Source organism: Aureivirga marina, assembly GCF_015767265.1.
In the GTDB taxonomy this organism is placed as follows: domain Bacteria; phylum Bacteroidota; class Bacteroidia; order Flavobacteriales; family Flavobacteriaceae; genus Aureivirga; species Aureivirga marina.
In genome coordinates this window covers 310,155-323,357 of sequence record NZ_JADPIB010000002.1, presented here as the reverse complement: position 1 = coordinate 323,357, position 13,203 = coordinate 310,155, and the positions used below count along the sequence as shown (strand labels likewise).

Genomic DNA, 13,203 nt, shown 5'->3' with positions numbered 1-13,203 from the left:
AAAATCAGTAACTTAATTATCAGTAAATCAAATAATTAAATTATGGTTGGTGTTGTGAGGTATATTAGAATTATAATCGTTTTTTTAATCTCTTTTTATTTCTTATTTGTGCTTATAAACAACTGTCTTTTTGTGGAAGCAAACTATAACTATATCAAACATATTGTTTATATGGATTCTTTGCCAAAATTTGTTCAAAGTCAATGTTGGAGACATATTCCTTCTGATTTAGTTGTTAAAATATTTTATGCACTAATTGTTTTTATTGAAACATTAATTTTTGTTTTTACTTTTTTAGGAGGAATTAAAATGTATAGAAATGTCAAAAAACCTGCTTTAGTTTTTAATCAATCTAAAAAAACTGCTTTGATAGGAATTACACTTTCCGTCTTTCAATGGTTTTTTGTGTTTATAACTATAGGTGGAGAATGGTTTCTATCTTATTTATCAAATTCATTTAATGCAAAAAGAGCAGGAGAAGATTTTGCGATTTTAATGTTATTAGCATTAATTTTTGTTAGCTTAAAAGATGATTAATTCTAAAAATTCATTTTTTAAACATTTATTTAAAAACTTAAAATTTTGTAAATATTAATATTTAATTTTCAACTCTTAAATTTGATAATATTTAGTAAAAGTGATTGATTTGTAAATAATTAATATGAAAAAGATTAATTTATTAAAGTTTTATAAATAACGTATATGTTAAAATTGTAATTTTTAAATGTTAAAATTTTATTAATAGAAGGTAATAAAGTATTAATTCGATAAGTTTGTTACGAATTATGAAAACTAAAAAATGTTTAACATGAAAAATTTATTACCGATCGTTACAGGAGTATCGTTAGCTTTGGCTTCTGTATCATGTGAGAAGCAAGACAGCTTTTCTTCTGAACAAAATCTTCACGTAGTAGAGTCTTTATCTTCTGAAGACCAATTTATCCAAAATTTCATTAAAGTTTTTAAACAAGAACAAAACAGTTCTAGAATTGTAAATAACTTACAAGAAAGTGTAACGCCTTTGTTGTTTGAAACAATGTTTACAGATATAGATGTTGCTAGTTCTGAAAATGACTTTTTAAGAAATTACTTAGATAAAATTGCCGCTACGCAAAGAACAAACAGAATAAAAGCTACGGAAGTTTGGATGCTAAATCCAGAGAATTATGTAGATAATTCTTCGTTGCTATTTGCTTTTGCACCAGAAAACTTGGATGAACAAAAATTATCTGATGTAAAAGTTTTTGATATTAATGGGAAATCTGTCTATTTAGACGGAAAAGAAAAACCAAACTCACCAATTATTATTTTTGAGAATAATGGTTTTGAAGCATTAAAATTAAAAACAGATGCAATGAACTCTTTGTTACAACAAAGGGGGTTACAAACTACTGGACTTCAAGCTAGACACAAAGAATTTAGAAATTCTGAATTGCAAAGTATTGATGTTACTAAAATGACAAAAATTACTTTACAAGATGACAAAGAACCTTGGATTTTAGGTGCCGCAGAAATGTATGCAATTACTTCTGGAATTAAGGATGAAGACAATTCTCCTGAGCTGAATATAATCCCAATGATTTATTTGGATTATGCTGGAGTTGCTTATCAACCACATCAAATTATGTTGTATTGGGATGATTATCAATTTGAAGCTGCAAATATTCAGATATTCGAGCAAGATGATAGAAGAAATTATAAAGACGTGGTTACAGATGTTGCTTCACAAGTGACAGATATCGCTGATTCTTTATCAGATCAGCCATGGGTTGGTGCCTTAGGTTCTCTTGGAACTGCTATTTTACAAGCACTTCCAGATAGTTGGTATACAAATGATGACGATTATGTAGATTCATTTTTAACTATCGAAAAAGGAGAAACTTATACAAATCACCCAGGAGCTGCAGTAAATGCAAAGGCTGATTTTGAACCTTTAACAATTAATCAAAATTAATTTTGGGGATTAGTTTTTATTGAGTAGTTTATAAAGCAGAAATCATTTGATTTCTGCTTTTTTTATAATGAAATTATTTAAAAATAAGTCAATTAAATTTTTCAAACAATTTCTTTATAAAACAGAAGAATACTCTAATGTTTCTAAAATATTTTTTTTCACTTCTTTTTGAAGATGAATTTTAGCTTCTGCGTAGGAAATATCAAAGATTTTTGAAATAGAATTATATTGATTTGGATATTTTTCTAATTCTTTTGCATAATAAATTTCTAGCTCTTCTTTATTAGGTGATTTATATTCTAATTTCATATCAAATCGTCTTAATAAAGCTTTATCAATTACATGAATTTGGTTTGTAGCTGCAATTAAAATCGATGTAGTTGGTAAATAATCAATCAATTGTAAAATAGAATTTACAACACGTTTCATTTCTCCACTATCGGAATTATCATAATCACGAATCTTTCCTAAAGAATCAAATTCATCAAAAAATAAAACAGCTTTTTCTCGTTCTGCTCTTTTAAATAAATGTGTGATATTTTTTGCTGTTTCACCAAGTTTAGCAGAAACAATACTTCCTAAGTTTACGATATAAAGTTTTTTGTTTAAATGATTTGCAATTGCTTTTGCAGTCATTGTTTTACCACAACCTGTTTTTCCGTGAAGAATAATTTTATTATTAATTGGTAAATTAAATTTATTTAAAGTTTCTAAATGTTCAAATTCTTTCAAAAGAACATCCATTTCTTGTTTTAAATCTTCACTAAAAGAAATTTCATTTAACTGAACTTTACTTCTATCAATGATGTATAATTCATTTACCATATTAAAAAGAGATTAAAATTATAAAAAGCCCTAAACTTTTGAATCAAGTTTAGGGCTTTTCAGTGGAGACGGAGGGAATCGAACCCTCGTCCAAACAAGCAATCTCAACGCTTTCTACATGCTTAGTTCTTGTTTAGTTTTCGTAATAATGCTGACCAAAAACCGCCCACATTATTCTTAGTTTCTTAAGATTTCGGAAAAATATCGAAACACTATTTTTCCTATGTTAACTTTTACGGTGCCTCTATTAGAAACGCGATTAACAAACGCTTTTCCGAGACATTTAGCTTTCACATCTAATGTGACTAGGCTTGAGTCCTACTGTGATTCAGACGATTAAGCAGCTAAAGAGAAAGTGTTGTCTCCGTTTACTTTTTTGAAACCAAGATTTACGAGAATTGTTTCCTGTCTCGACATGCTTACATATCGACTGACCTCGCTGTCAAAACCAGTCGTCCCCTTAAAACTAATGGGATGCAAATGTAATAAAAAAATTGTTAACAATATCACTTGTTAATTGAATTTAATCTAAATATCTTCGCAAAGATAAATCAGATTAGTTAGTAAATATGAAAATTGCAATAATTAAAGAACGCAAAAACCCACCAGACAGAAGAGTTGTATTTTCACCAAAAAAATGTAAAGAACTTTTGGAGAAATACAAAGATTTAGAAATCGTGGTTGAAAGTTCTGATATCAGAGTTTTTAGTGATGAAGCTTATGAAAAAGAAGGAATTAAAGTTACAACAGATGTTTCTGATTGTGATGTAATGCTTGGAGTGAAAGAAGTTCCAATCGATGCATTAATTCCTAATAAAAAGTATTTTTTCTTTTCTCATACAATTAAAAAGCAGCCTTATAACAGAGAGTTATTACAAGCTATTTTAGAGAAAAATATCAATTTATACGATCATGAGGTTCTAACAAATCAAAGAGAACAAAGAGTTGTTGCATTTGGAAGATATGCTGGAATCGTAGGAGCTTATAATGGTTTTAGAGCTTGGGGATTAAAATTTGGAACATTCGATATGCCAAAAGCAGAGAATTTACCAAACCAAGAAGCTTTAATTCAAGAATTAAAAAATATTTCTTTACCTCCAATTAAAGTTGTTTTAACTGGAAAAGGTCGTGTTGCTTCTGGAGCAAAAGAAATGCTTGATGGAATGGGAATGCGTGAAGTTGATTTAGATGCATATTTATTAGAAACGTTTGAAGAACCAGTTTATGTACAATTAGATTCATTGGATTATAATAAACGTAAAGATGGAGATGTTCTTCCAGTACAAGATTTCTATAAAAATCCAAAAGATTACGAAAGTAGTTTTATGCGTTTTGCTGAAAAATCTGATATGTTTATCGCTGGACATTTTTATGCAGATGATGCGCCATTTATATTTACTAGAGAAGACGCAAAAGATCATGATTTTAATATAAAAGTTGTTGCAGATATCAGTTGTGATATTGACGGGCCAGTTGCTTGTACAATTAAGCCATCAACTATTGCAGATCCTGTTTATGGTTACAATCCGATTACAGAAACTGAAGATGATTTTACAAAAGAAAATGTAATGGCTGTAATGGCTGTTGATAATCTACCATGTGAGCTTCCTGCAGATGCTTCAGAAGGATTTGGAGATTCTTTTGCAGAACATGTAATTCCTGCATTTTTTGATAATGATGAATCAGGGATTTTATATAGAGCTTTGATGACTTCTGATAAAAAACTAACAAAAAGATATGCTTATCTTCAAGATTATGTTGATGGGAACGGACATGAGGTTTTGATTTAAAAAAATATAAATAAAATAAAAAAAGCTCTCTTAAAATAGGAGAGCTTTTTTTTATATGAAAAAGAATATATAAGATACGTTTATAATTTTATTATTTGATTGATAATCAGTAATATATAATGATTCTAATTTAGATTTTTCTGATTTATAAATGTTAAAATTTGTTAAATTTAATTTGTTAAAAATCAACAGGTTAACATTGTTTAATTAAAAAATCAAAAACGTATTCTATGCAATTAAACTTTCAAAGGCATTTATCTTTTATTTTAGATGAAGCTCCACAAAATCTTCGAAAGAGAATCTTGTTAAGAGGTCTTCAACAAGAGCCAACAGAACATGAAAAAGTTGTAATTCCACCAGAATTTAATGCAAAAGATTGGTTAAGTTTTCTTCTCTATATCGATGCAGAATTGGAACATAGTTTAATGATTCAATATTTGTATTCAGCTTATAGTTTAGGAGGATCACAAGTTCCAGAAGAAGACAGAGAACTTGTAAAAAAATGGCAAGAAGTTATTTTAGGAATTGCCAAAGAAGAAATGGGACATTTTATCTCTGTACAAAATGTTTTAAGACTAATTGGAGCTCCTTTAAATATGGGAAGACAAGATTATCCATGGGATTCTCCATTTTTTCCTTTTGAATTTGCTTTAGAACCTTTTTCAAAAGAATCTTTAGCAAAATATGTATTTGCAGAATCTCCTGTAGGTTGGTTAGATAGTCCAGCAGAAAATGAAGAAATGAAAGAGATTAAAGACGAAATTAGAGCAATAATCAAAATGAATGATCATGGAGAGCCTATTGCGCTTTTATTTGATAAAATCTTACGACTATTAAGAGATGAAGATCAAATTCCAGATTCTATTTTTCAACCAAAAACATATGCTTTCCAAGCAAAGTTTGATGAATGGGGAAGAGGATATCGAGGGGGAGCAAAAGGAAATGATGAAAATGGAGCACCAAGAGGAACACCAGATGTTTTAGTAATGCCACTTGCATCTCGAGATGATGCAATTGAAGCAGTAGAAGCAATTGCAGAACAAGGAGAAGATACTTCGCCAATTGATGATGAATTATCACATTTTGAGCGATTTTTAGGGATTTATGTAGAATTGTTTAGAAAGAAGAAAGAAAACCCAGATTTTGAACCAGCAAGAAATGTTGCAACAAATCCAATTATTTATCAAGAAAATCCTTCAGATGATCCAGTAAATGCAGAAAGAGATTTAGAAACGGATTTAATTAAAAATCCAGTTGGAAAAGCTTGGGCAAATTTATTTAATATTCGATATAGAATGTTATTAAACTTTTTATCTCATAGTTTTTTATTAGATGATGGATTGAATAATACGGGAGCATTTACACCAAGAGGAGCAATTGTTAATGCAACTTTTGGAGAAATGTATAATTTAAGAAGTATTTCAAATGTTTTAGTGAAAATTCCATTAGATCCAGCAGTTCCAAATGGAAAAATGGCTGGACCTCCTTTTTTGATTCCTTATACTTTAACATTGCCATTTGGTGAAAAAAATAGATGGAGGATTCATCAAGATACAATTGAAGCTTCTTTGAAAACTATTGAACATTTATTGAAGATTTCTGATCCTTCAAATCATAAATATCTAAATTCTTTAAAAGAAGCAGATAGAAAATTATATGAATTAGCTGATAAAATCACTTTAGTTCCAACCAATTATTAAATCCATTCGTCAAACATTATGAAAATTTTAGAAATTAGAGTTCTGCCTCCAATTGCAATTGGTAGACTTGGTTCTGCTGAACTTCCTTTAGAAGCATATGATTTGGATGTAAGTCCAGAAAAACCTTTAGATTTTAGAAAGATTATTCCAAAACCTTCTTTTCTTGTAGATAAGGTTACTGGAGAATTAAGTGAGATTCCATTTGAAGGAGAAGATACACATGTTATTAAATTCAAAGATGTAGATAATTTAGAATCAAGAGAAGGAAAGATTTTTCCAGTTGCACCGTTTTTGGAAGTTTTTGCAATTACGGAAGATGAACCTACGAAATTAAAACCTTTGACTAAAGATTTATTAGAACAAAGTGGATATAAATTAGAAGATATTACTTGGAAAGTGGATATGGGTAATATCAAAATTTATAGAAGAACAAATGATCCTAAAGATAGAATTTATGCAACAAAAGAAATTAATTGTTCGCATGAAGAAATGGCGCTAGAAGGAGAATGTGAGAACTTTTTCACGGATGCAAATCCTGTGGAAGGAATTATAAATAAACTTCCTTTAGGAAAGGTTCAGTTTATAAAACCTACAGAAGAATATCCTGAAATTCGTTTTCGTTATACGCCAGCTCATGGAAGAGTTTATGGAGCAAGTAGGAATCGAATTATAAATAAAGAAGGAAAATCAGAAATGGATCCTGTTTGGGCTGCAAATAAACATGATTTTTTATTGTATGATCCAAATAAAGGAACTTGGAGAGGGTATAGAGAAGGAAGTGTTCCAGATCCTACATATACAAATCCTGCACAAATTTTTGCTGGTTATGATATGGAAGAAGATGGAATTGATTATCATGTGAGTTGGGGATATGTTGATGACGAATGTGATGGATTTATTTCTATAACTATAGAAAATGAAACAGAAGAAACTTTATCAGCTAGAGCTCATGTAAGTGCAGGACCACCATTTTTTGCCCCAGATACGTTGCCAATCCGTGTGGTTTCAGATGAATTAGAACAAATATTGTTAGGACCAGATGTTGCTGAAAAATCAGTTCCAATAGAAGAAGCAGAAGAAATTATTCGTAGAGCTTTGGAAACTGTTCGATTGATGAATACGGCTATCATGAACGGAAATCCTTTTGAAGGAAGAGTGAATGTTGCAAGTACAATGGTTCGTCAAGATACGAATGATTTCGGAAGACTTTTTGAGCCAATTATGGCAACGTCTATTGTAGATAATTTAGCACTTCGTCTTTTGCATGAAAGAGTGTTCAATGGAATTAGTACAAATGCTGCTCCTTGGTTTGAAGATGCACTACGTAAGCCGACAAAAATTGGTGATTTATCTAATGAAGAAAGAAGAAGAATGCCTGGAATGATGCGTGGAGCAGATGGAAGAGCACTTTGTTTAACATATCGCCAAATTCATACAATTTTAAAAGCTGCTTCTCAATCCATGTTTGATGAAGCAAAAATACATTTAATGGATGTAGATCCAAATGGAATAGATGCTGCGGATTTTAGAAAACAATTAAATTATAGAGGAAAAGGAAATCCTTTGACAATTTTATCTAAAACGGCTATTTCAAATTGTTTTCCAGGTTTAGAATTTGATTTTAGAAATCTTTGGAGAAGAGCTTTAAAAGGAATTTTATTAATTGAAAATAATAATTATGTTTTAGATGCAGATGAAGAGTTTAGAAGTTTAATCCATCATAGATTAGTGGGAATAGAAGGAAAACCAACAATGGTTCCAACTTATGGTCCTACAATGCCGAATGGACCAAGTATTCCTTTAATTACAAAAGATAATCCGAATGGTGTTTCTTTTATGGAATGGTCAAATAATATGGCTGCAATGCTTCAAAATCAAGGAAAAAAAGTGAAATGTTATTTTACAGCAAAAGAATCACCTGAAGAAGTTGTTGTTACAGAAGAAATGCTCGCTGAGGCTGATAAAGCATATGAAGCAAAGAAAAAGAAGCATAAGAAAGAAAAAGTTCCGATGGAATCTATAGTGCTTTTAAATACAATTTCTTTTGTAAAAGATGAAAAAATTCCGAGTCATTTAGTAGATACTCCACTTCCTTTAAAAGTTGTAGAATTAGAAGTAAATAAAATTTTTGAAGGAAATAGTGCAGCGTTTACAGACACAATTATTGAACCAGGTGATTTAACACAAGGTTTATGTGCGCCTTGGCAAAATGATTATCGTGAATGTGCTTGTTATTATTGGGCTGCAACTCGACCAGATTTTGTGAATGTTCTTCCAAATAGTAAAGGTTTAAGTTCTGGTGATACTTGGATGGCAAAAAAAAGAACAGGACATTATATTCCTGATAATATTGTGAATTCACAGTTATTGAGTTATGATGATTTATTTATCAATTGGGAAGGAGAATTGAATTTTATTGTAAAAGGATTTGATGCGATTAGTTCTGATAATGAATTACAAATAATTAGAACGAAAGAATTAAGATCATAATGAGCATTACTTTAGAAAAACAAGCAAGTACTTTGGAAGAAATTTCGAAAGTACTTGCTTTTGAAATAGGAAAAGCTTCCAAACCGAATTCTTCTCATATTAAGTTAATTCATAGTGGTAAAAAACAATTTGCTTTTTTATCTAATGGAAGTCGATTTGTAGAAATTTCAAAAAGAGAAAAACAACTTTTACAAAGTGTGATTTCTCAAAAAAATGATACAGAATTATTGTTTCATTTAAATAATATTGGAATTGATACACGACCTGTTATTAATAATAAACCAATAGAAAATCCGCCACTTCATGCTATTTCTTTAGCAATTGTTCAAAAATGTAATATGGGTTGTACTTATTGTTATGCAGAACAAGGAAACTTTGGAGAAACTAATCAAAAAATGGATTTGCAAACAGGTTTAGAATCGATTGATTATCTATTAAATCCAAGAAAAAAAGGAGAAAAAGTTCAAGTTACTTTTTTAGGAGGAGAACCTTTATTAAATAAAAAAGAGATTCAAATTTTAACAGAATATGCTTCTTTAAAAGCGAAATCAAAAGATATTGCTATTCAATTTTCTTTAACGACGAATGGAACTTTATTAAAAGAAGAAGATATTACTTTTTTTGAAAAATATAAATTTTCAATAACTGTAAGTATTGATGGGATAGGAGAAGAGCATGATAAACTTCGTCCTTTAAAAAACGGAAAAGGAACCTATAATCAAATTATAGAAAATATTAAACCATATTTAATTGCACAAAAAGAAATGCAAATTTCTGCACGAGTTACAGTGACTCCTAAAAATTTGAATCTTCCAAAAACGTTAGATGAATTAATTGGAATGGGTTTTCATAGTGTTGGTTTTTCTCCATTATTAAATGCAATAAATGATGAAAATGAAATGACAAAAGAGGATTTGTCAATTATGCTGAAAGAAATGATTGCTTGTGGGCTTCAATTTGAACGTGCAGTTTTAAGAGGAAAAAGATATCCTTTTTTAAACATGATAAATGCTTATAAGGAAATTGAAAAACAAACGCATCGACCTTATCCGTGTGGAGCAGGAGCTGGTTATATGGGAGTTTCAGCGAATGGAGAGATGTATGCTTGCCATCGTTTTGTAAATGATGAAAATGCAAAATTGGGAAATATTTCTACAGGAATTAACACGGAATTGCAAGAAAAATGGTTGTCGGATAGGCATGTGCATCAACAAACACCTTGTACAGAATGTTGGGCGAAATATTTATGTGGTGGAGGTTGTCATCATGAAGTGATGGAAAAAGGTAGAGTTTCTTGTGATTATATTCGAAGTTGGTTGTATTTTACGATACAATCTTTTGAAAGAATTCAAAGATTAGTTCCAGAATGGAATCAGTAAAAAAAGCCAAAGTTGAAGTTGTAATTGTTGGTGCAGGTCCAGCTGGAATTACAATGGCTTTACGATTGGAAAAATTAGGACATAAGGTGATTCTTTTAGAAAAACAACAATTTCCAAGACCACAATTAGGAGAAGCTTTATCGCCTGGAATTTGGAATATTTTTGAATATTTAGAAATTTTACATGTTTTAAAAAAAGAGCATTATTTAAAAAATACTATTGCTGAGGTAATTTGGGAAAATCAGGAAATATTTGAGAGAAAACCAAATTTAAAACAAGAAAATATAATTGTAAATAGAGAAGAATTAGATGCAGATTTATTGGAAGAAGTTCGAAAAAGAAATATTAAAGTTTTTCAACCAATTAATCATTTAAAATGGGAACAAAAAACAACAAATTGGTTTATTTCTTTTAATTCAAATAATGAAAAATTTGAAATTGAAACTAAATTTATTGTCGATGCAAGAGGAAGAGGTTCTTTTTCTCAAAAAGAGCAAATAAAGTTGGGAACAGCTCATTTATGTTTGTGGCAAGACGTGAAAAATTCTATTTTTTGCAATCGAATGAAAATCGAAGCTGTTGAAAATGGATGGATTTGGGGAGCTCCATTGACAAATAATAATTATCGAATGATGTTGTTTTTAGAGTCGGAAGAATTAAATAAATCTAAAGCAATTTCTATCTTTAAAAGGGAAATAAATCAATCAAAATTGTTTTCTAAATTTGAAAAATTAATCAAAGATTACAGTTTAAATTCTTGTGTCATTCAATCTTATATTCATGAAAATCCTTGGCAGCAAAATTTCGTGAAAATTGGAGATGCAGCTTTTACTTTAGATCCATTATCATCTTCAGGAGTTGAAAAAGCAATGCGATTTTCTATGCAAACGGCAATTTGTATTCACACTGTTTTAAAGGAATACAAAGAAGAAAAAGCAAAAGAATTTTATGAAAAACAAATCATTGAAACAAATAAAAGACATTCAGATTGGTTGCAAACTTTTTATAATTCTGCTTGGTGTTCAAATGCTTCATTGTTTTGGAAAAATAAAAAGAAAAATATTTTAGATATAAATAGTGAAAAGGATATTTCTGATTTTGAAAAATGTTTTTATAAAGAATTAAAAAGAGAAACTTCAGAAGAAAAATTAGAAGTGATTGAATTTGTTCCAAAACATCAAATAGAATTGTTATGGAATTTAGAATTTGAGCTAAATCCAACAATTAATATCCAAGATATTTTATGTATTGAAGATGATTTAATCAAAGTGAAAAAAGGAGTTTTGATTCAAAATGAAGAAAAAGTTTTTTTACATCATTTAGAAATTGTAAAACTTTTAGAAGAAAGTAAGCATCAAAAAACAATAGGTGAATTTATATATAAAATTTCAACAGAAATCCGATTTGAATTTGCTGTTAGGATTGTTTTTACATTATTAAAATGGAAATTATTATTTATTTCAAAAGAAAGTTTAATTCGAAACCAAAAACAACTTTCTTCATTCTAAACATAAAAAAAGACCTTGATTTCTCGAGGTCTTTTTTATAAAATATATTTTTAAAAATTAATTTTTCTTCCAAAAGAAAGGAGTTAAGAGAATTAAAACGGTGAATAATTCTAGCCTTCCAATTAACATTAAGAAAGAGCAAAACCATTTTGCAGAATCTGATAAATGAGCAAAACTGTCAACAGGACTTACACTTCCGATTGCAGGCCCAATATTTCCTAATGAAGAAGCTGCTGCTCCAATTGCTGATAAAAAGTCCAATCCTAAAAAGGAAAGTAAAACAGAACTTAAAATAAAAATCAGCATATAAAGAATAAAGAAAGAAAGGATGTTGAAAACGATATTTCTTTGCACACCTTTTCCGTCATATCTTACGGGAATTACAGCATTTGGATGTAATAATTTTTTGAATTCTAAAATACTATTTTTAATCATCACAATATGACGAACGATTTTCACACCTCCACTTGTAGAACCAGCAGAACCACCAATGAAAAATAAAGAAAACATAATCATTGTTGCGAAAGAATTCCACATTGTAAAGTCAGCAGAAACGAAACCAGTTGTTGTAAGAACAGAAGTTACTTGAAATAGAGAGTGTCTAAAAGCACTTTCTGCACTTCCAAAAGGTTTTGGATGGTTTACACTTGTTTGTAAGTTTGGATCTTGGAAAAAGATAATTAAACCAGAAATTACAGTTGTAACTAATAAAATTCCGAAGAAATAATATTTAAATTCTTCATTTTGAATTACACGTTTGATTTTACCTTTTATTGCAAAATAACTTAACATAAAATTTGCTCCAGCAATAAACATAAAAATCGTAATGATATATTGAATTAAAGGTTGTCCATTGTAATAAGCAACACTTGAATTTTTTGTAGAGAAACCTCCTGTACTCATGGTTGCCATCGCATGATTTATTGCGTCAAACCAAGTCATTCCAGCAACTTTTAAAAGTAAGAATTCCGCTAAAGTAAAACTTAAGTAAATTAACCAAAGTCTTTTAGCAGTTTCCGTAATTCTTGGATGCATTTTATCCGCAGAAGGTCCAGGAGCTTCTGCCATAAAAAGCTGCATTCCACCAATTCCTAAAAGAGGTAAAATTGCGACAGTAAGAACAATAATTCCCATTCCGCCAATCCAATGTGTTGCGCTTCGCCAGAAAAGTAAACCTTTTGGCATTGCTTCAATATCACTTAAAATGGAGGAACCTGTGGTGGAGTATCCAGAAATTGTTTCGAAGAAAGCATCCGTAAAACTTGGAATTCCACCAGTAAAGAGATAAGGTAAAGTTCCTGTTAAACTCAACATTAACCAACCTAAAGTTACAATGATATAACCATCTCTTTTATGTAAATTTTTCTTAGCATTTCTATTAAAAAACCACATAGAAAAACCGATAGCAATAGTAAATAATCCTGCTAAAAGAATTCCTTGATAGGCTTTTTCACCATAATATATACTAAATGGAACAGCTAAAAGCATGAAAAATCCATTTAATATAGAAGTCATTCCTAAAAAGCTAGTTACGATTTTATAGTTAATTCTGTTCAT

General features: G+C 29.7%; 9 protein-coding genes and 1 other RNA gene. 7 read left to right on the top strand and 3 right to left on the bottom strand.

All coding sequences use genetic code 11. The features are described 5' to 3' along the window. Nucleotides 1-42: 42 nt before the first annotated feature. Both I1A51_RS05585 and I1A51_RS05580 read left to right on the top strand, forming a co-directional pair. Nucleotides 43-537 carry a DUF2165 domain-containing protein gene (locus tag I1A51_RS05585; RefSeq protein ID WP_231373968.1) on the top strand — a complete coding sequence of 165 codons (495 nt, stop codon included), beginning with the start codon at nt 43-45 and terminating at the stop codon, nt 535-537. 271 nt (nt 538-808) lie between these two features. Beyond that, nucleotides 809-1,954 (top strand): DUF3103 family protein, encoded by a 1,146-nt coding sequence (locus tag I1A51_RS05580; RefSeq protein WP_196891911.1) that lies wholly within the window; start codon nt 809-811, stop codon nt 1,952-1,954. A gap of 114 nt (nt 1,955-2,068) precedes the next feature. Here the strand turns inward: I1A51_RS05580 and I1A51_RS05575 are convergent, their stop codons facing one another. Both I1A51_RS05575 and ssrA read right to left on the bottom strand, forming a co-directional pair. After that, on the bottom strand, nt 2,069-2,779 hold the full coding sequence (locus tag I1A51_RS05575; RefSeq protein ID WP_196891909.1) for an AAA family ATPase: 711 nt from the start codon (nt 2,777-2,779) through the stop codon (nt 2,069-2,071). Nucleotides 2,780-2,839: 60 nt separating this feature from the next. Beyond that, nucleotides 2,840-3,239: a transfer-messenger RNA gene (ssrA, locus tag I1A51_RS05570) on the bottom strand. A gap of 109 nt (nt 3,240-3,348) precedes the next feature. Between ssrA and I1A51_RS05565 the strand changes: the two genes are divergently transcribed. The 5 genes from I1A51_RS05565 (at nt 3,349) to I1A51_RS05545 (ending at nt 11,646) form a co-directional block, all read left to right on the top strand. After that, on the top strand, nt 3,349-4,569 hold the full coding sequence (locus I1A51_RS05565) for an NAD(P)-dependent oxidoreductase (protein WP_196891907.1): 1,221 nt from the start codon (nt 3,349-3,351) through the stop codon (nt 4,567-4,569). A gap of 230 nt (nt 4,570-4,799) precedes the next feature. Next, nucleotides 4,800-6,269, top strand: a complete 1,470-nt coding sequence (locus I1A51_RS05560) for a ferritin-like domain-containing protein (RefSeq protein WP_196891905.1) — start codon at nt 4,800-4,802, stop codon at nt 6,267-6,269. An 18-nt stretch (nt 6,270-6,287) separates the two neighbouring features. After that, entirely contained in the window at nt 6,288-8,759 is a 2,472-nt protein-coding gene (locus tag I1A51_RS05555) for a hypothetical protein (RefSeq protein WP_196891903.1), read from the top strand. Next, nucleotides 8,759-10,138 carry a radical SAM/SPASM domain-containing protein gene (locus I1A51_RS05550; protein ID WP_196891901.1) on the top strand — a complete coding sequence of 460 codons (1,380 nt, stop codon included), beginning with the start codon at nt 8,759-8,761 and terminating at the stop codon, nt 10,136-10,138. The genes I1A51_RS05555 and I1A51_RS05550 overlap by 1 nt, the downstream gene beginning before the upstream one ends. Next, on the top strand, nt 10,126-11,646 hold the full coding sequence (locus tag I1A51_RS05545; protein WP_196891899.1) for an NAD(P)/FAD-dependent oxidoreductase: 1,521 nt from the start codon (nt 10,126-10,128) through the stop codon (nt 11,644-11,646). Before I1A51_RS05550 ends, I1A51_RS05545 begins: the two co-directional genes overlap by 13 nt. Before the next feature lie 57 nt (nt 11,647-11,703). On the opposite strand, the gene I1A51_RS05540 is transcribed toward I1A51_RS05545, so the two are convergent. Next, nucleotides 11,704-13,203: a TrkH family potassium uptake protein gene (locus I1A51_RS05540; RefSeq protein ID WP_196891897.1), complete on the bottom strand. Its 1,500-nt coding sequence runs from the start codon at nt 13,201-13,203 to the stop codon at nt 11,704-11,706.